The 17,773-nt window shown below is 52.5% G+C and carries 18 protein-coding genes; 12 read left to right on the forward strand and 6 right to left on the reverse strand.

What is annotated here, in order from left to right:
• Positions 1-71: 71 nt before the first annotated feature.
• The gene (locus tag DBR37_RS05770) at positions 72-980 is read left to right on the forward strand and encodes a hypothetical protein (protein ID WP_124573525.1); all 909 of its coding nucleotides are present in this window, start codon (positions 72-74) and stop codon (positions 978-980) included.
• A gap of 140 nt (positions 981-1,120) precedes the next feature.
• Here DBR37_RS05770 and DBR37_RS05775 read toward each other — a convergent pair whose 3' ends face one another.
• The 3 genes from DBR37_RS05775 to DBR37_RS05785 all read right to left on the reverse strand — a co-directional run bounded on the left by DBR37_RS05775 (position 1,121) and on the right by DBR37_RS05785 (position 4,116).
• The gene (locus DBR37_RS05775; RefSeq protein ID WP_124573526.1) at positions 1,121-2,491 is read right to left on the reverse strand and encodes a tyrosine-type recombinase/integrase; all 1,371 of its coding nucleotides are present in this window, start codon (positions 2,489-2,491) and stop codon (positions 1,121-1,123) included.
• Positions 2,492-3,343: 852 nt separating this feature from the next.
• On the reverse strand, positions 3,344-3,931 hold the full coding sequence (locus DBR37_RS05780; RefSeq protein ID WP_148089226.1) for a hypothetical protein: 588 nt from the start codon (positions 3,929-3,931) through the stop codon (positions 3,344-3,346).
• Entirely contained in the window at positions 3,913-4,116 is a 204-nt protein-coding gene (locus DBR37_RS05785; RefSeq protein WP_124573528.1) for a hypothetical protein, read from the reverse strand. Before DBR37_RS05785 ends, DBR37_RS05780 begins: the two co-directional genes overlap by 19 nt.
• A gap of 290 nt (positions 4,117-4,406) precedes the next feature.
• On the opposite strand from DBR37_RS05785, the gene DBR37_RS05790 reads away from it, so the two are divergent.
• From DBR37_RS05790 to DBR37_RS05830, 9 genes are all read left to right on the forward strand, one after another.
• A complete protein-coding gene (locus DBR37_RS05790; RefSeq protein ID WP_124573529.1) occupies positions 4,407-5,021 on the forward strand; it encodes a hypothetical protein in 615 nt (204 codons plus the stop codon).
• Positions 5,022-5,161: 140 nt separating this feature from the next.
• Positions 5,162-5,593, forward strand: coding sequence for an SRPBCC family protein (locus DBR37_RS05795; protein ID WP_124573530.1), 432 nt, complete (start codon positions 5,162-5,164; stop codon positions 5,591-5,593).
• Between the two features lie 215 nt (positions 5,594-5,808).
• Positions 5,809-6,870 carry an NAD-dependent epimerase/dehydratase family protein gene (locus DBR37_RS05800; protein ID WP_124573531.1) on the forward strand — a complete coding sequence of 354 codons (1,062 nt, stop codon included), beginning with the start codon at positions 5,809-5,811 and terminating at the stop codon, positions 6,868-6,870.
• Between the two features lie 11 nt (positions 6,871-6,881).
• Positions 6,882-7,886: an AraC family transcriptional regulator gene (locus DBR37_RS05805; protein WP_124573532.1), complete on the forward strand. Its 1,005-nt coding sequence runs from the start codon at positions 6,882-6,884 to the stop codon at positions 7,884-7,886.
• Positions 7,887-8,198: 312 nt separating this feature from the next.
• Positions 8,199-9,254 carry an ABC transporter substrate-binding protein gene (locus tag DBR37_RS05810; RefSeq protein ID WP_158610232.1) on the forward strand — a complete coding sequence of 352 codons (1,056 nt, stop codon included), beginning with the start codon at positions 8,199-8,201 and terminating at the stop codon, positions 9,252-9,254.
• Complete coding sequence (locus DBR37_RS05815) at positions 9,254-10,078, forward strand: ABC transporter ATP-binding protein (RefSeq protein WP_370454242.1); 825 nt, start codon at positions 9,254-9,256, stop codon at positions 10,076-10,078. Before DBR37_RS05810 ends, DBR37_RS05815 begins: the two co-directional genes overlap by 1 nt.
• On the forward strand, positions 10,075-10,836 hold the full coding sequence (locus DBR37_RS05820) for an ABC transporter permease (protein ID WP_124573534.1): 762 nt from the start codon (positions 10,075-10,077) through the stop codon (positions 10,834-10,836). The genes DBR37_RS05815 and DBR37_RS05820 overlap by 4 nt, the downstream gene beginning before the upstream one ends.
• Before the next feature lie 73 nt (positions 10,837-10,909).
• On the forward strand, positions 10,910-12,085 hold the full coding sequence (locus tag DBR37_RS05825) for a porin (protein ID WP_124573535.1): 1,176 nt from the start codon (positions 10,910-10,912) through the stop codon (positions 12,083-12,085).
• 261 nt (positions 12,086-12,346) lie between these two features.
• The gene (locus DBR37_RS05830) at positions 12,347-13,729 is read left to right on the forward strand and encodes an MFS transporter (RefSeq protein ID WP_124573536.1); all 1,383 of its coding nucleotides are present in this window, start codon (positions 12,347-12,349) and stop codon (positions 13,727-13,729) included.
• A 140-nt stretch (positions 13,730-13,869) separates the two neighbouring features.
• Here DBR37_RS05830 and DBR37_RS05835 read toward each other — a convergent pair whose 3' ends face one another.
• Positions 13,870-14,121: a CsbD family protein gene (locus DBR37_RS05835; RefSeq protein ID WP_233588291.1), complete on the reverse strand. Its 252-nt coding sequence runs from the start codon at positions 14,119-14,121 to the stop codon at positions 13,870-13,872.
• Between the two features lie 11 nt (positions 14,122-14,132).
• Positions 14,133-14,366, reverse strand: coding sequence for a hypothetical protein (locus tag DBR37_RS05840; protein WP_124573537.1), 234 nt, complete (start codon positions 14,364-14,366; stop codon positions 14,133-14,135).
• Positions 14,367-14,964: 598 nt separating this feature from the next.
• Between DBR37_RS05840 and DBR37_RS05845 the strand changes: the two genes are divergently transcribed.
• Both DBR37_RS05845 and DBR37_RS05850 read left to right on the forward strand, forming a co-directional pair.
• Positions 14,965-15,837 carry a hypothetical protein gene (locus tag DBR37_RS05845; RefSeq protein ID WP_124573538.1) on the forward strand — a complete coding sequence of 291 codons (873 nt, stop codon included), beginning with the start codon at positions 14,965-14,967 and terminating at the stop codon, positions 15,835-15,837.
• 49 nt (positions 15,838-15,886) lie between these two features.
• The gene (locus DBR37_RS05850; protein ID WP_124573539.1) at positions 15,887-16,528 is read left to right on the forward strand and encodes an N-acetyltransferase; all 642 of its coding nucleotides are present in this window, start codon (positions 15,887-15,889) and stop codon (positions 16,526-16,528) included.
• Positions 16,529-16,538: 10 nt separating this feature from the next.
• Here the strand turns inward: DBR37_RS05850 and DBR37_RS05855 are convergent, their stop codons facing one another.
• Entirely contained in the window at positions 16,539-17,750 is a 1,212-nt protein-coding gene (locus DBR37_RS05855; protein ID WP_124573540.1) for an MFS transporter, read from the reverse strand.
• Positions 17,751-17,773: the final 23 nt, after the last annotated feature.

Below are 17,773 nucleotides of genomic sequence, written 5' to 3' on the forward strand. Positions count from 1 at the left end.
TCGTTGGTGTGGGCGTGATATCACATTACGGATGTGTCTCAAACAACCTACTATAGCTGCTGGGTGACTTCATGTTGCAAACAACTTTATCCATAGAAAAAAACATTGATTCAATTTCAAAAATTGCTACTGCTGCTTTTAAGTTTGGCATTCTAGTGGGCGGTTTTTGCGTAATTGGGTACTCAATAAAAATTGGCCATTTTCCACAAGACGTATCACTGGGGGATGGCCTTTTGTTCTTGATGACGGCTGGTTTCTTCGGGATTATTTACGCCCTTTTCATAGCCAGTATGGTCTGTTTGGGAATCACCTTGTCGCCGATACTGACCGTATTTGTCCGAATCTGGACTTGGTTCGAGACGAAGTATTCTAAGGATGGTAAGAAGACTAAGGCTGTTCATCAACTTGTCCAGTGCAATTGGCAAGCCGCAGTCATTTCAATCTTAGCGATTTTTATCATTATTCTTCTCGGGCGCGGTGATCCATTTGTATACTTGAATTTACCTTTGCTCTCAATTGGACTCTATTTGTTCTATTCGCTATATATTTCTTGTGGAAGAAAAATCAAAGAAATCTATGCAATTAAAGACTCTCGTTTCGAGTTGCAAGATAGTGCGGCTATAGGTTGGAACGGCGATGTGGAAAAATTTAGGCAAACGCAAATGATTGCTGTGGGTGTCATTTTCATAATCCCATTATTGGGCGGCGGCGTTACTGGACAACTTCTAGATGCTGCAATGAGAGCAGCAAATGTGCGAATCGAGAAGCCAATTCTCTATGTGCAAGAGCCTTATACTTCGTTGCTTCCGAAAGCGCTGGTTTCAGAAGATCATAATGTTCCTCATGGCTATACGGCATTTGAAGGAATTACAGTTCTTTTCTCCGGCTTTGGGAAAACGGCCTTTGTTGCCTTTCCAGAAGGGGGCAAGGTTAGGAAGCTCGAGATTGCAAACGACAAGGTCATTATTGAAAGACGTTAATTGATTTTTTCTTTGTTGTCGGATGCCAATTTGCGGAGGGTGGCATTTCAAGTCAGCCACTCATGGCGTTAAGAGTTTCCTCTACGTCGCAGTTAGCGAGGTCATGTATCACATTGCGGATATCCTGAGGGCGTCCGACTTCATGCTAATAAGTGCTTAGGCATTCCTAGCGCCCCCTCATAACGCACCTGCTTAATTGCATCTATCTTCTGCTTTAGGCTTGCGCCTGCTGAGTACAAGCCATAAGTAATCCTAGGCTTGTCGTGCCCGATGATGTCGGCGGTAGTGTTTTCGCTAACCCCTGCTTGCTCTAACTGACTAACTACGGATTTTCGGATGGAGTGGAATACGTGACGATCACCGAAGCCCTCTTGCCTTTTCAGTTGTCCGAAACGCTTCCCTAAAGCATCCGTGCGTTTCCCATACGAACCCTTGTCGCTGCCTTTGAGGATATATCCATCGGTGCTTTCTGAAACCAACCTATCCATCAGCTTTGAAAGAGCAGGGTGCAAAGGCACCTCTCGAATGCCCGCAGCGGTTTTACTGTCTGCGATGGTAATGCTCTCCTCAGTGACATGCTCGAGCTTGATCTGTCCTAACTCCTCAATACGACAGCCTGTGTATGCCGCACATGCGATGATGTCCGCCAGTACCCCATCCTGTTTATCGATTGCGGCCTGATAGAGTTGCGTTACTTCGGAGGCCTTGAATGGCACCCAAGCACGTTGCTTTACGCTCTTAGCGTCTGCGCCACGACCAAGAGCCTTGATCGTAAATAGAGGAAGTAGGTCAGTGCCGTACTTCTCGTCCAGATACGAGATGAAGCTACGGACAAACGAAAGGCGGCAGGACAACGTTTTATCGGATAGCTTCTTGTCTGTGCGCAGCTTTACTAGGAACCCCTTGACGCCTTCCTTATCGATGTCCGCAGTGGTCTTGAAATGCTCGCAAAGCTCCATTGCGGCTTTCTTTGAGGTGGCCTGAGTCTTTGCCGCGAGGTGACCTATTGATGCCATCCATTCATCAATGCGGGCGGCCAGAGGTTGCGCCTTCTTAAATATAACTGCATAGGCCTCACTGGCGGCCTCCCTTCCTTTTGTCCGAAGCAACTCCTCGATTCTCTCGTGAGCCAAACTTTCCACATCGGCTTTGTCAAAATCGTCAGTAATGGATTCGATTTGAGAGCGCCATTGCTGATACTCCCATTGGATGCTTGCAAGTGCACTGTCGGAGCCTTTCGCCTTCTCAATTAGCTTGCGCCATCCAAGCAAGATCAGTCCGAGACGTTGTTCCGCAACTCTCAGGTCACGAGTTCCTAGTGATTTAACGAAACGGGCTTTGTCATCGAAGATGGAACGAAGTGCTTTGGGTATCTCAAGAACGGCGTAATAGCCGCGACGGCGCAATTGCATGTATTTCGGAAGGGGCTGCATGGTATGGCTGAAAGTAAAAAACCACACACATTTACCACACACATCTGAAAAAGGAAATCCGCATAAATACTCGCTCATAGGGGGATTTAACGTTTTTCACTACCGGTAATTAGAGTCCCCCTCTCTCCGCCAAAATACAAAAGCCCGCGCAAGCGGGCTTTTTTGTTTTGGCCGAGAGAAGTAAGCCGCCTGCGCGGCTTACGCGGGGGATTCGAAGGGAAACGCTTGCAAGCGTTTCCGCGGCCTGCGGGACGTAGGCGAATCCCTTCTTCTTTCAAATACAAAAGCCCGCTTATGCGGGCTTTTGTATTTGAAAGAAGGGTACTGAAATCTGAAGCAGATTCAACCTGTGACGATAATTGCGATCTACAGCATGCAAAGACGTAGCCTAATCATCGAATCGACAGACATGCTTTCTTTTTGGGCTAAATAGTTAGCGCGCCATATTTCTCAATAATAAATAACAGCACGAATATGATGCCTAGTACGAGAAAATATTTTGACTTTCTTTTTAGGTTTATTGCGTCGATATCTCCGTCATCAGCTAACTTAGACAGCTGTACATTTGAAAGAATCTTTCCATGCTTTTTATAAATACTTCTTTTAATTGGCCAAAGAAAAAATAGTCCATAAAACAAAAGAGCAATGAACAAAATGGCAGAGATTCTCATAGAAAAACCTTTTATGTTTAATGCGCGAAACGCTCGTCTTCTCGTTTGATTAGTTTTTCTAAAAAATCGACGATGGACTTGCGATCAAGCACTTCATTCTCGTAAGGTGCTTCTTAGGTGACTTCGATTGATGGCGTCCGATGAGACATTGGACGCCATCGTGTAGGGTTATTGAGGCAACGGCGGACGTGTCTCGCCTGCAATGATGAACGACCAGTTCTGTCGTAATTCCGAATCGATCTGCAAGGGTAACACTCACCTATTTACGCACTGCAGTGCTAGTGACGTCTGCCATAAAACCCGTAGTCGTGAGATCAACTCGGACTTCATAACTACGAGTAAGCTTCGCATCCACCTCAACTTTTTTCTCGCCCAACTTCAATTCCAATGGGCGGAACTGTTCAGAGCCTCGTGTCATCGTCGTCAAGCTAAATACATACAAATCCGGACTCATCCAGAGTCGTACCGCTTCGCCAGCATGGAGGCTGGCCAGGGGTTCGCCATTTACCCATACATTCAAAGACCCGAGTACGCCTTGGATTGCTGCGTCCTCACGAATAAAAACAATTCCTACCGTCCCTGGTTTCTCTTTCAGCAGTTCCGGTTTCATTACGCGATTGAAAGGAACACCTTTCGCGTCGTTCACCGCCAGTTGCTTTGAGGCGCATCCGGTCAATGCCAAGACTAGTGCCGCGATTAAGAATTTTTTCATTTGTTCGTCCGTATAAAAATTAAAATTGTAATGCTTTCCATTTGGAAATAATAATGAATAGTTAACACGGATAAGCTCGTTTGTTTGCCACCTCAGGTGCTCCTCGTTCTTCCGATTTACCGTTTGAGCAGCCATGCCAGTGCAGGCATTCCAATCAATGCCGCAAGGGCGATTAGAAATACTGCGCCGCCTGGATGTTGGTCTAAGGTGACCACGAGTCTGCCTACTGCTTCCAGAATCTCAGCAAGATTGAACGACATTACTTCTCCAATAAAGAACCCACCGGCACCAGTAAACAACGCTATGAAATTCTGATCCACGCTGGAAACGTTTCCTACCTTTGCAACAATTCGTGAATAGCGTAGCGGGCAACGGAGGCAAAAACTTTGTGAAGCATTTCATAAGTTTTTTGGGGATAGAGCAGAACGATACTCCGACATGTATCCCGAAGCGTTTATGTCGCGGCGATTGATACGCGAGTGATCCCATGATCATGGGATGGCAGTGCGCCGATAAATATCGTGTAATGTTGCCTTGGGGAAATAAATTGTTGTCTTCAGATAGCAACTGTTCCAGTGAATAACCCGCCACATCATCACCATCGGATTCCATGCGCTTTTTTTACGTCGTAGCCATCGCCTTTTCTTTAAGCGCTTGCGCAAATAAAACAAAAATATATCAAGTGCCGCCAAATGCAGAGACAGCCTCATTGCGGATGGTTGTGACACCCAGCCTCGGTTTTTATGGGTCTACCCACCGCCTTTTTCATAACGATGCAGGCATATCTCTCAGTGGTGGGGAATATGGCGAGGCATATTTGCCTGTTTCAATTTTGCGGCGAGCCAGCGAAAACAATGAGAAATCAAAAGCCAAATACGCCGAACAAGGACTCGCTTTGGGTATGCCATTTCCTCCTAAATCTTTCAATGCTTCGGCTGTCAAAGAGCTTTCAATCGAGGCGAACCGCGAGCTCACGGCAAAATTTCATTACAAAGAGTCGCAAGGTGACTTCATAAGTATGTGTGCCTCCGCAGGCAAATTTACGGCGAAGCCTGGTCAGCTCATTGAAATTACCCAACATATCCAGGCCATTCCCACTTCCTCTGGCAAGCAGAAGACGTACTGTATTCTGGAAGCGAAACAGTTCTTGAAGACGACGGAAGGCAACTGGGTGGCTGCACCATTTGACGTTAGACCAGTAGCTATTAGCCCTAGCAGACTTTGAAATACCGGTAGTATGGAGCGACTCGACGAGACCGGTATTCCTGGCGCTGCCGGTCTGTTCATGCTTCATCTGGGTCCAGATGAGGATGAATGACTCGGGTTCTGAGCCTTCATAGAAAATACTGAGGAAGCACCATCGTTATGCAAATCGAAGAACGCATCCACATCCCAGTCCCACCTTCGGTCATCGACGATATCTGGAGCGAAGTCGATAGCTGGCACCTGTGGGACCCGGACACCAAGCAAGCCCACCTCGATGGCCCATTCGCAGTCGGCACCAAAGGCCGTATCGTTCCCAGCAAAGGCATGGGCGTTGCGATGGTTGTCACCGAGCGTACGCCAGGGCGATCATTTACTGTAGATGGTTACATCCCGCTATTCCGCATGCACTTCGAGCATACGGTGATTCCGGTAGATGACGACTCGGAAGTACTGCATCGTGTCTGGTTCACAGGCGCACTGGCTTTTTTGTTTGGTCCTGGCGTTATTAAACAGTTGAAAACAGGCTTGCCGCGAACCCTGTTGTCGCTGAAGGCTTATGCCGAGAAACGCCACCAACTCACCCAACTGTAGTGCCGCTGCGTCCCGCACTTAAACGTCCCCGCACATAGTCGCCGGTTTCGCCCAGGTCCAATAAAGCTCCAGTTTGGCGTATATTGAATTTCAAATGGCGCGATCGGATGGCTGGTCTGACAGCATGTGGGATCAGAATGTCTTCAGAAATTGCTTAATCGAGCAATCCCGTGTTTAAGGCTACCAGTGAGCCGACAAATTTTGAGGGCAGAGCCATGTTGAATATTGATAAGAGCAAACCAGTTCTGGTGACAGGTGCAAGCGGCTATGTCGCTGGCTGGATAGTGAAGCGTTTGCTGGAAGAGGGCGTGACCGTCCATGCCGCCGTACGTGACCCGCAAGACCCTAAGAAGCTGGCGCATCTGAACGAGCTTGCCGCTGTGTTGCCTGGCACTATCCGTTATTTCAAAGCTGATCTGCTTGAAAATGGTTCTTATGCGCAGGCCATGCAAGGCTGCGCCATCGTGTTTCATACCGCGTCGCCCTTCAAGCTGGATGTCAGCGACCCGCAGAAGGAATTGATAGAGCCAGCAAAGCTGGGGACGCGCAATGTCCTTGAAACGGCGAATAAGACAGAGTCAGTGCAGCGTGTCGTCCTGACCAGCAGTTGTGCGGCGATTTATGGTGATTGCGCTGATATCGAAAAAACGCCGGGTCAGATGTTTACTGAAGATGTGTGGAACACCAGCTCTTCATTGCAGCACGTGCCGTACGCCTATTCAAAAACTGTTGCCGAACATGAGGCATGGGCTATCGTCGGAAGGCAGTCGCGCTGGGATCTGGTCGTGATCAACCCCAGCCTGGTCCTCGGGCCGGGATTGAATCCGCAGGCTACCTCTGAGAGCTTTAATCTGGTTCGCCAGTTGGGTAATGGAAAGATGAAGGCGGGTGCGCCGGATGTCGGATTTGGTGCGGTGGATGTGCGCGATCTGGCTGCCGCGCATGTGCATGCAGCCTATCTTCCTCATGCTAACGGGCGTCACATTGTCTCAGGACACAATACTTCGTTGCCGGGCATCGCTGCCACCTTGTTGCCCAAGTACGCCGCTTATCCAGTGCCACGTCGCACCTTGCCGAAGTGGCTGGTCTGGCTGGCTGCGCCCCTGGCTGATAAAAGTACTACCCGCAAATTTGTTTCACGGAATGTTGGTTATGCGTGGCGTGCGGATAACAGCAAGAGTATCCGTGAGCTGAGGATACTGTATCGTCCCTTGCAAGTAACAATGCAGGATATGTTTCAACAGATGATAGACAGTGATCAGATACCCAGACGGTGAACTGAAAGTACATGAAACAAGCGACGCACTTTTCTGTCCAGCCGGGCTGGAGAATACTGTTGACCGATATGGGACTCAATCCCGATCACTTGCTGCGCCTGGCGGGTCTGCCCGCGGATCTGTTTGCGCGTAAAGAGGCCACTGTCAGCACTGATCAGTATTTCAGCTTATGGCAAGCCATAGAGGAAACGGCGGGAGCTGCATCCTTGCCGCTGCTGGTCGGGCAGGCCATTTCAGTCGAGGCATTTGACCCGCCTATCTTCGCGAGCTTGTGCAGTCCCAATCTCAATATCGCTATGCAGCGCTTGTCGGCCTTCAAGAAGCTGATCGGGCCGATGAGCTTGACGGTAGATGTGGGCGCGACCATGACTGCGATTTCCGTCGAGTGCTATGGCAACGCAGGCGGGATTCCTAAGAGCCTGGCGCTGACGGAGCTGGTGTTTCTTACGCAACTGGTTAGGGTCGGCACGCGTCAGCGCATCGTTCCTCTAGAAATAGTCGTGCCGGAAACGCCATTCAATCTTGCTCCGTATGTCGATTACTTTGGCGTCACACCAAAAAGCGGAGCCCCAGTCAGGGTATCGTTTGCACATCAGGACGGCATCCGACCATTTCTGACTGCGAACGACGCTATGTGGGAGTATTTCGAGCCCGGTCTGCGTAAGCGCCTGTCTGCCCTCGGTGCGACTGCAAGTATGAGTGAGCGGGTCAGGGCGGTGCTGCTGGAAGGATTGCCGGCCAGTGAGTACTCGATAGAACTGGTCGCCAAAAATCTCGCCGTCAGCAAGCGCACCCTGCAGAGGCAGTTAAGTGAAGAATCGACCAGCTTCACGGATGTTCTGAACACGACACGGCTGCAACTGGCACAGCACTACCTGCGCAGTCCATCGGTATCGCAAGGCGAGATTGCTTATCTGCTCGGTTTCCAGGAGGTCAATTCTTTTATCCGGGCATTCAAGGATTGGACGGGCAATACCCCCGGTGCTTACCGTGACGAAATCCAGAGTATGCGGTAGTGAGCCCGTATGCTCGACTGCATACTTGAGTGATTGCATCCGGTTCCTGATCTTTGGCAGGATGCACCATCTTTAAGATATATCTCATTCTATCCACGCACATTAATGTGGCATACCACCTAATGTGTATCGGATTCTTTCACCAAAATTGTGAACGATACCTGCGTTAACCGTTAATACGGGTTGGCACGGTAACTGCTATGTCAGTTTTGTTGGCGAATTTTCGCCTCCTCTTTTTCTCGTAAAGGTGGTGTACCACATTATTTGCGAGGCGAACTCTAAATGCATCACTGACAAAGGAAGCAAATGATCATGAAGACCAGACAGAGTAAGTGCCTAGTCGGCAAGCTGAAAGTGTTAACACTTCTGATGATGGGGAGTGCGGCGTTGATGACTGCCAACCTGGCTGCGGCACAGGAAGGCAAGAAGATCCGTTTCGCGCTTGACTGGGCGATGCAAGGTCCGCAGGCGCCGTTTCTGATTCCGCACGCTGATGGTTGCTATGCAAAAGCAGGGCTGGATGTGACCACCGACAGGGGCTTCGGCTCTGGCGATACCGTCACCAAGGTGGCGAGCGGCGGTTATGACGTCGGTTTTGCAGATATCAACGTAATGATCGAGTACAACGCCAAGCATCCTGATTCCAGGCTGATTGCCTTCTTCATGATTTACGACGGCAACGCATTGTCGATTGCCACACTGAAGAACAAAGGCATCACCAAGCCGACAGATCTGGTAGGCAAGACGCTGGCTGCGCCTGCGGGTGACGCATCACGCCGCTTGTTCTCGGTACTGGCCAAGGCGAATAACTTCCCGGCTGATTCCGTGAAGTGGGTGAATGTTTCGCCTGAGCTGCGTGAAAGCATGCTGGTGCGCGGCAGCGTGGATGCGATCAGCGGCGCGGCGTTCCCGGTTTATATGGGCGTAAAAGCTGGCGGCGTGAAGGAAGAGAATATCGTCATGCTGCGCTATCCGGAGTACGGCGTATCGCTGTATGGCACTGCACTGATCGCCAAGCCGGCGTATGCAGCGGCGAACGCCAAGGCGATGACTTCCATGATCGAGTGCGTCGCGCAAGGTATGGCCAAGAGCATGAAGAATCCTGATGCAGCGATAGACGCATTGCTCAAGCGTGAACCCCTGACCGATAAGAAGACAGAGCTGGAACGTATGAAGCTGTCCTTCGACTGGTCGATTGCGACGCCATGGGTGAAGAAGAACGGTATGAGCTTTATCGATCCGGCGCGTCTGAACAAGTCGCTGACCGAGGTATCCGCCGCATTGGATATCCCACGGCCGGATGCGAAGGATGTCTATACCGACGCCTACCTGCCGCCGCGTTCCTCACTGATGATTACCGCGAAATGATGAACGCTTCTGAACAGGATAACGCGTACCAGAAGCCGCTGGTCGAGATGAGCGACGTTGCCCTCACATATGGTGAGGGCAGCGAGGGCTTGCTGGCGTTGCAGGACGTCAATCTGAACATACAGCAAGGTGAATTCGTGGCATTGGTAGGGCCTTCCGGTTGCGGCAAGTCCACGATGCTGAAGCTGATCAGCGGCTTGCGGCTGCCCAGGGCAGGGCACGTGGTGATTGCCGGACGTGAAGTGGCCCAGCCCCTGAAGTTTGTCGGCATGGCGTTTCAGAGCCCGGCGTTGCTGCCATGGCGCAATGTACTGAGCAATGTGATGCTGCCGCTGGAAATCGTGGAGCCGCATTGCCGCACCTTCAAGAAAGACATGGCGGCCAACATAGAACGAGCTAATGCCTTGTTCAAGAAAGTCGGGCTGAAGGATGTTGCGCAGCGCTACCCATGGCAGTTGTCAGGCGGGATGCAGCAACGCGCATCGCTGTGTCGCTCCCTGATCCACGAACCCAGGCTGCTCTTGCTCGATGAACCGTTTGGCGCGCTCGATGCTTTCACCCGTGAAGACTTGTGGGACACCCTGAAAGCACTGTGGAGCGAGCAAGGATTTACGGTGGTCCTGGTCACGCATGATCTGGCGGAAGCAACTTATCTGGCCGATACCGTGCATGTGTTTTCGCAGCGGCCGGGCCGCATCATTCATAGCCGCAAGATCCCACAGGAATGCCGACGCAGCAGGGCAGATCGCTATACAGCGCTGTTTGCCGAAGAGGTGGCCAGCCTGCGTGAGTATGTCGGTCATGCACAGGAGGAACATGCATGAAGAATCAAAAACTGAACGCGGTGCTCGCGCCATGGATGACAGCTGGCAGCATGTTTCTCTTGTGGGAAGTAGCGTGTCGCGCATTCAAGGTGCCCGAGATGGTATTGCCGGCACCGACGCAAATCATCGCTTCGCTGATCCAGTACTGGCCGGTGATCCAGACGGAAGCTTTGCAGACACTCTTCACGACGCTGATCGGCTTTGTGCTGGCGATAGGCTTTGGCGTGCTGCTGGGTGTATTGGTCGGCGCCAGCCCGCGCATCTACCGTGCGATCAATCCTTTGCTGATAGGTTTTAACTCTATTCCCAAGGTAGCGATTGTGCCGGTACTCGTGATGTGGTTTGGCATCGGTACGGTACCTGCGGTGCTGTGTGCATTCCTCACCGCCTTCTTTCCGATTGCCGTCAATGTGGCGACCGGCATCGCGCATCTGGAACCGGAGCTTGCGGACGTGCTGCGTTCGTTGGGTGCGACCAAGAGCGTGATCCTGAAAAAGGTGGCACTGCCACGTGCGCTGCCTTATCTCTTCGCTTCCCTGAAAGTCGCCATCACGCTGGCTTTCGTTGGTTCAGTGGTATCTGAAATGGTCGCCAGCAATGCAGGCATCGGCTATCTCTTGCTGAACGCCAGTTCTTCCTTCCGCGTGCCACTCGTGTTTGCCGCACTGATAGTCGTCGGTGTGATGGGCATCCTGATGTATGGCATTTCGGACTTCATTGAGCATCGCTCCACTTCCTGGGCAAAACGTGGAGAGTAAAACCATGCCCGCTATCCGCAATGCAGTAACAAGAATGAAGCAATAAGTTTGTTTATCTAAAAAGGAACTAATAATGAAACAAGTAAAACATGCTGCCATCGGCAGCGTGCTGGGCCTGCTCGCGTGTGCGTTTTCTGCACAGGCACTCGCGCAGACCAGCGTACAGGTCAGCGGCATGCTGGATGTGTATGCCGGTTCCATCAAACGCAGCGGTGATGCGGCCAGCACATCGGTGGTCAATAGCGGTGGTCTGCAAACTTCGTGGTGGGGCTTCAAGGGTACGGAAGAGCTGGGCGATGGCATGCAGGCGCATTTTGCCCTGACCGGCTTTATGCGCCCCGACGTTGGTGCCATGGGTCGCTTCGGTGCGGATACCATGTTTTCCCGTGACGCCAACGTAGGATTGTCCGGCTCCTTTGGTCGCGTCTCTTTGGGGCGTGACCTGGCGCCTAACTTTGTGCCGACGCTGACATTTAATCCGTTTGGTTCTTCGTTCCAGTTTTCTCCTTTAGGTTTGCATACGCAAACATCGTCCAGTCGCTATCGCGGCCAGGCATGGTCGGCCACCGTTTCCGGTGATACTGCATGGAGCAACGAGATCATGTACGTCACGCCTAAACTGGGCGGCTTCACTACCAGCTTGTTCCTGCAGCTCGGCGAGCAAGCCGGTAATTCGAGCAAGAATAATTACGGTGCCAATACCATGTATGCCAATGGCCCGTTGTCATTCGGCGCTTACTTCCAGTCCGTTAAGTTGAGCAATCCGGTTGATACGACGGTGGGACCATCGCAAGTATTTTCGTTCACACCGTATAACCGTGTAAGTGGCGCGACCTATACGCTGGGCGCGTCCAAGAACGATACCTGGTTTGTCGGTGGTGCTTATGACTTGCAAGTCGTCAAGCTGTACGGGACCTTGAATTATTCGACCACCAACTTATTGAATGCTGCCGACGCTGCTCGCTACGACCTGAAATCCAATACCGTACAACTCGGCGCCAGCATGCCGGTAGGGCAGGGTTCGGTATTGCTGTCGTGGGCCAGAACCAATGTCAAAGCCACAGGTGATTTCAGCGCGGTACTAGGTGGTACTGACGTCAAGTCGTCGATAGTGCGCAATACGGTTTCGCTCGGATATGACTACTTCTTTTCCAAGCGTACCGATGTTTATGGCGTCGTCAGCTACGACAAGCTGAGCGAGCAATCCAGCGGCGTCAGTGCCGGTGTCGGTATTCGCCAGCGTTTCTGAGGTCGCATGGTGCAGGGATTCTGCACATGATCTGTTAAGCAAAAAGAGGACTATGCAAATAGTCCTCTTTTTTGTTTGCGGCCGTCACATAGCAAAGCTTGCAGTGCATTTCCCTTCTGCAATTCTGCGTAATTTTTCTAAAAACATATTGAATGTCACTAGAATTCATGTAATATATCAGTGCGTTGGGTGCGTAGACACTAGACATAATAAATAGAACAGAACAATCGAATCGCCACGGCGGTTCAACAGGAGACAAAGATGGATGTACATACCGGAGTGACCCTCCGCGCCAATGTGGCTGCTCGTCTTGAGCGTTTGCCCATGACCCGTTACCAGCGTTCCCTATTCGGCATTATTGCGACAGCCTGGTTCTTCGATTCGATGGATCTCGGCATTATGACCTTTGTGCTGGGCTCGATCAAAGCCGAGTTTGCATTAACCACTACCCAGGCCGGTTTGCTGGCCAGTTCCAGTTTCCTTGGCATGTTCCTCGGTGCGGCGATAGCCGGGATGCTGGCAGATAAATTCGGACGCAAGCCTGTTTTCCAGTGGAGCATGATTTTCTGGGGCGTCGGCAGCCTGGCTTGTGGCTTCGCTACAGATGTAACCTGGCTGATGATATTCCGCGTGGTCCTGGGCTTCGGCATGGGCATGGAGTTTCCTATCGGTTTGTCGATGGTGTCGGAAATCGTGCCCGCGAAAAGCCGTGGCAAATACGTCGCCATCCTGGAAGGTTTCTGGCCGCTCGGTTTTATCGCTGCCGGCATACTCGCATACCTGACGCTGCCGTTGATTGGCTGGCGTGGCATCTTCATCGCCTTGTCGATTCCTGCAGTCTTTGTCTTCATCGTACGTCGTTACGTGCCTGAGTCGCCGCGCTGGCTGGAAGAGGTCGGCCGTGATGCGGAAGCCGACGCAGTGACGACCAACATAGAAAAGAATGTGATCAAGGCCAACGGCGGCAAGCCTTTGCCTACGCCTGCGCCAGCTATCAATGAATTGCCGCGCAAGCAGGACAAACGCGCCTTGTTTGCCGAGCTGTGGCATGGCGTGTACGCGAAACGTACGGTGATGTTGTGGGCCTTGTGGTTCTTTGCCTTGCTTGGCTACTACGGCCTGACGACCTGGCTGGGAGCGTTGTTGCAGCAGGCAGGCTATGAAGTCACCAAGTCTGTGATGTACACGGTTTATATCTCACTGGCAGGTATCCCCGGCTTTATTTTCTCGGCCTGGTTGCTGGAGAAGTGGGGCCGCAAACCGACTTGCGTGTTGATGCTGATAGGCAGTGCATGTGCTGCTTATCTGTACGGTCAGGTGGCGACTGCACAGGCGCCGGTAGCGCAACTGATAGGCGCAGGTCTGTGTATGCAGTTTTTCCTGTTCGGTATGTGGTCGGTACTGTATGCCTATACGCCGGAACTGTATCCGACCCGTTCGCGTGCCACCGGTTCCGGCTTTGCTTCGTCGGTCGGTCGTCTTGGTTCCTTGCTCGGACCGTTCGCAGTCGGCGTGATCCTGCCAATGACCGGACATACCGGTGTCTTCACACTGGGTGCGATTTCGTTCGGTATCGCTGCACTGGTAGTGATCGTGATGGGAACAGAAACCAAAGGCCGTTCGCTGGAGGAAGTATCAGGTTGATGTTGTGATCGGATGGCGGCTTGTGGATAGCCGCCATCTGCTTGTTGTGTGCTCTTCGTGTGCAGTACCTTTAATGGTGTTCAGTGTGAACTGAGCACCATTTTTTTATCCGTCATGCATATGAAATTGAGAGTCCATTTTTAATACTGCTTTTCTTTTTTAATATTGCTTTTCATATCGCCGTAACTTTCCTGCACTTTGCCTGCGTGTTTTTCTAGCTTGCCTTTCTCTTCCAGTGTTTTATTGCCGATGATTTTGCCGGTCATTTCCTTGATAGCACCTTCGGCTTGTTTCAGATTGCCTTGGACTTGATCCTTGTTCATAGCAGTAACTCCTTGGGTTGATGCGTCCAAACCGGACGAGGATGAGGCGGCTTGCCGCGATCCGCTCATATCGTGCGTGCTTAGCCGCCGTGAAAGCCTTTGAGGATGTCTTCCTTGGGCTTGTTCGGGTCTATGGTGGAATCGTTGGTACGTTCGGGCGTATCCAGCTTGTGGCTTTCTTCCGCATTCTTGCGCAGGCGTATTTGTGCATCAGGTGGCGGTGTGGGGGAGGCATTGTTGAGGTCTGATTCCTGAGCCTGTTCAGATGGCGTGGCTTGCTTGTCATCTGTATCGCGTATGTCTGTATTGGACATTCCATCCTCCTGTAGGAAACGGAGGTTCTATCTTAGGTAAGCATGGGCCGTTGGTTAATCAGACATACACTTAAACTCGTGTGGGAATTGCGGAGTTTGCGTGATGGAAATATCTTCTCCGTGCTTAACAATGTCTGCGCGACAAGTCTGCAACTGTGTAGTTGAAATTTGCAGCGCCGCCCTGTTCAGCCATGTCGTCGGTTTGACCCTGGTCGGCAGATGGCCTAAACTTCGGCCTATGTCCTTACACCACACTTCCGTGAGCAACGTTGCAACAGAGCAGTCTTTGATGACCGTTCTGTTTTCGCACGCGCTCAGGTTTCCGGGCGCAGAGCACGTCCTCCAGCCGGCAGCAGATTCCTAAGCCCGGCGATATTTCCTTTTTCTCATTTGCGCATCATCTATCGCCGGGCTTAAGCCAGGCGCGATAGCGGCCGTCCCGGATCCGGGCGTGGGCCGCGCTTTGGAATCACATCATGTCTTCAATCATTTGCGACAAGCAAGGTCTTGTCGGGTTTCAGTACGACCACATTATGGTCATGCACTTCTGTCAGCTCGCTGATGCAGCACGTATTTCCTTTGCTACCGGGCGGGACATATGGACCTGACCAAAAACTTCGTCAAGAACAAGCGTCCGTGCGCGGATGGTTTTCGCTGGTTCCTGCGTAACCATGCCGACGGCAGCGATTATCAGCCTCTGCTGAACGCATTGGTCGATGCGGGCCGGGTGGACGACGCCTGCTGGCTGTTGACGCAATTCGGTCCTACCGACGAAGTGCTGAAGGTCGACGCCATCGATGCGGAAGCCGTGGTGTTTGCCGGAACGCTGGAAGTGCAGGGCAATATCGAAGTGACGACTGTCTTGCGTGCAGGTCGTTCGATACATGCGGGTGGCGGCATACGTGCCGGCAAGGAAATTATTGCCGGCGAAGATGTGCAGGTCGGCGGCAGCATACGTTGCGACGGCACACTGGACGCTGGTGGCGATATCAGGGTGGCCTGGGGTATGGAAGTCGCGGACGCAATCCGCAGTGGTGGTGATGTCCGTGCCGAATGGGAAATGATCTGCGGCGCGAGCCTGACACTGGACGGCAACTTGCTGGTCGGGCAAGACCTGATCACCGCTGGTGCACTGCGCTGCCACAAGAATATACGCGTGCTTGGTGCGATGACTGCACATGACAGTGTCTGGGCCGGGAATGGTATCGCGGTCGGCGCCAGCATACTGTGCGACAGTCATCTGGAAGCGAACTGGGGTATCAGGGCCGGGCAGGCGATTATTGCGCAGGGTTCGATTAAGGCGGGCGAGAGCTTGCACGCACAGGACGAGATACGGGCGGGCGAAGGCTATGGCGTGTATGCCGGATTGGTCGTGCAGGTCGAAGCATGGGAAGCCAGTGCGCAGGTGCATGCAAGCAGCAAACCGCAACGATTGATGAGCGGCTGGTGGGGTGGGGCGTGCCTGGTTTGAGATCAGGGTGGCGTAGGTAAAAAATTGTTGAGTTGAGAAATAGCTGGGGGTGAGATTGAGCAGCTTGTTTGCTTCCTTTCCTTTGCCGATGTGGGGTAGCGGTTTGCTGGAGCTGCGCATCGATGTACAACTACCGCCATCCGAAGTCGAGAAAGAACTGGATGCCATACACCGTCGGCTGCATCGTCCCGGCGATGCCTTGCATGACTTGCCGACGCTGGATATCGATTTTCAGGGACTGAGATTCCGTTATCGGGTGGCCGATGGCGAGCATTACATTTACGTGGAAGACGTGAAGCGCGACTGTCTTGCCGGATATACGATTTTCAATCGCCTGATAGAACTGAATCGGCGCCAGGATAAATATTTGCGTGCGACGCACTCTAAATATGGATCGCCATATCAACGGCGCGGCATCGCAACCGCGATTTATCGCTGGTGGCTCGATAGCGGACATAGCCTGATCAGCGGAGCGCGTCAGTCATCCGGTGCGCATGCATTGTGGCGTTCGCTGGGCAAGCATTACGCACTGGTTTATGTTGATTTGCGCGAGAAAAAATTACGCTGTCTCGGGCCCAAAGTCAGTAGTCGGGTACGTGAGGATTTGCACACGCGGATGCTGCTGGTTGGTTGCGGGCAGGATTTGCAGGTGCTGGCAGAGCAAACCGGCATGACCATGCATGCCGTTTAGCGGTGATCACTTATGCGCGCTTGCCGATGTGCAGATTGCGTCCGGCGTACAGACCAAACAGCGCCATCAGGAAAGCGGCGCTGGCGCTGATCAGCAGGGTAGCGTGCCAGTTGCCTTGCGCATCATGGATCTTGCCTATCAGGATCGGCCCTATCGCTGCCAGTGTGTAGCCTATGCATTGCGCCATGCCGGATAGAGCCGCTGCTTGCAGGCTGCTGCTGGCACGCAGGCTGACGAAGGCCAGGCCGAGGATGAGGGTGGCGCCGGCGCTGAAGCCGAATACGCAAGTCCATAGTGCGGCCAGGCCGGGGACGAACATCAGGCCGACTATGCTAATGACGGTCAGCAATGAAGCGCCGAAAGCGATGCCGCGCTGATCCCTGAAGCGGCTCACCAGCGGCACCACCAGCAGGCCCGGTGTCGCGGCAGAGAATTGCATCAGGCCGTGCAGATTGCCAGCCTCTGCTGCAGAGTAACCGGCGTCGGTCAGCATGGTCGGCAGCCAGGTCGTCATGATGTAGTAGACGAATGAATTGAGACCGAGAAAGAGGCTGACCTGCCACGCCAGTGCCGAGTGCCATATTGGTCCGGAATAAGGCGGCGGCGCGCTGGTGCTCACTTCGGTGTGCCGTTTTAATTGCGGTAGCCAGATAAGTGCACTCAACAAAGGCAGCACGATCAGTGCCCCCATCGCAAAGCGCCAGCCATAGTCAGATAGCTGTGCCAAAGGAACGGCACAGACCGAACCGAGTGCCGACGCCACGCCCATGGTTAACACATAGATGGCAGTGAATTTGGTGATTTGATCCGGGAAGCTGCGTTTCAACAAACCGGGCAAGAGTACGTTGCCGATCGCGATGCCGCTGCCGATAATCCATGTGCCGAGATACAAGGCCCAGGCCGTACCTGTCGAGCGCAACAGGATGCCTGCAGCAATAATCAGCAGTGCGGCGAGCAGCGAACGTTCGATGCCGAATTTTTTTGCCACGAATGAACCGAACGGTGAAACGACCGCAAAAGCCAGCAGCGGCAAGGTAATCAGCAAACCTGCCGCGCTGGAGCTCAGGCTGAGACCGCTGCGTATGCCGTCGATCAGCGGCGCGACGCTGGTAAACGGTACGCGCAGATTCATGGCGATGAGCAGGATGCCAGACAGCAGCAAGGCTGGGCTAGCCAGCTGCGCTGTAGTGGCGGATGCAGGAGCTGTGGGGTGCTGTTTCACGATTGGGTCTCGCAAAGAAATCA

Origin of the sequence: Herminiimonas sp. KBW02 (genome assembly GCF_003852535.1) — a bacterium.
Taxonomy (GTDB): domain Bacteria; phylum Pseudomonadota; class Gammaproteobacteria; order Burkholderiales; family Burkholderiaceae_D; genus Oxalicibacterium.

Bases quoted from the DNA above. Each gene is read 5' to 3' on its own strand.
- DBR37_RS05770 (WP_124573525.1), top strand. From the start codon at position 72: ATGTTGCAAACAACTTTATCCATAGAAAAAAACATTGATTCAATTTCA.
- DBR37_RS05775 (WP_124573526.1), bottom strand. From the start codon at position 2,491: ATGAGCGAGTATTTATGCGGATTTCCTTTTTCAGATGTGTGTGGTAAA.
- DBR37_RS05780 (WP_148089226.1), bottom strand. From the start codon at position 3,931: ATGGCTGCTCAAACGGTAAATCGGAAGAACGAGGAGCACCTGAGGTGG.
- DBR37_RS05790 (WP_124573529.1), top strand. From the start codon at position 4,407: ATGCGCTTTTTTTACGTCGTAGCCATCGCCTTTTCTTTAAGCGCTTGC.
- DBR37_RS05795 (WP_124573530.1), top strand. From the start codon at position 5,162: ATGCAAATCGAAGAACGCATCCACATCCCAGTCCCACCTTCGGTCATC.
- DBR37_RS05800 (WP_124573531.1), top strand. From the start codon at position 5,809: ATGTTGAATATTGATAAGAGCAAACCAGTTCTGGTGACAGGTGCAAGC.
- DBR37_RS05805 (WP_124573532.1), top strand. From the start codon at position 6,882: ATGAAACAAGCGACGCACTTTTCTGTCCAGCCGGGCTGGAGAATACTG.
- DBR37_RS05810 (WP_158610232.1), top strand. From the start codon at position 8,199: ATGAAGACCAGACAGAGTAAGTGCCTAGTCGGCAAGCTGAAAGTGTTA.
- DBR37_RS05815 (WP_370454242.1), top strand. From the start codon at position 9,254: ATGAACGCTTCTGAACAGGATAACGCGTACCAGAAGCCGCTGGTCGAG.
- DBR37_RS05820 (WP_124573534.1), top strand. From the start codon at position 10,075: ATGAAGAATCAAAAACTGAACGCGGTGCTCGCGCCATGGATGACAGCT.
- DBR37_RS05825 (WP_124573535.1), top strand. From the start codon at position 10,910: ATGAAACAAGTAAAACATGCTGCCATCGGCAGCGTGCTGGGCCTGCTC.
- DBR37_RS05830 (WP_124573536.1), top strand. From the start codon at position 12,347: ATGGATGTACATACCGGAGTGACCCTCCGCGCCAATGTGGCTGCTCGT.
- DBR37_RS05835 (WP_233588291.1), bottom strand. From the start codon at position 14,121: ATGAGCGGATCGCGGCAAGCCGCCTCATCCTCGTCCGGTTTGGACGCA.
- DBR37_RS05840 (WP_124573537.1), bottom strand. From the start codon at position 14,366: ATGTCCAATACAGACATACGCGATACAGATGACAAGCAAGCCACGCCA.
- DBR37_RS05845 (WP_124573538.1), top strand. From the start codon at position 14,965: ATGGACCTGACCAAAAACTTCGTCAAGAACAAGCGTCCGTGCGCGGAT.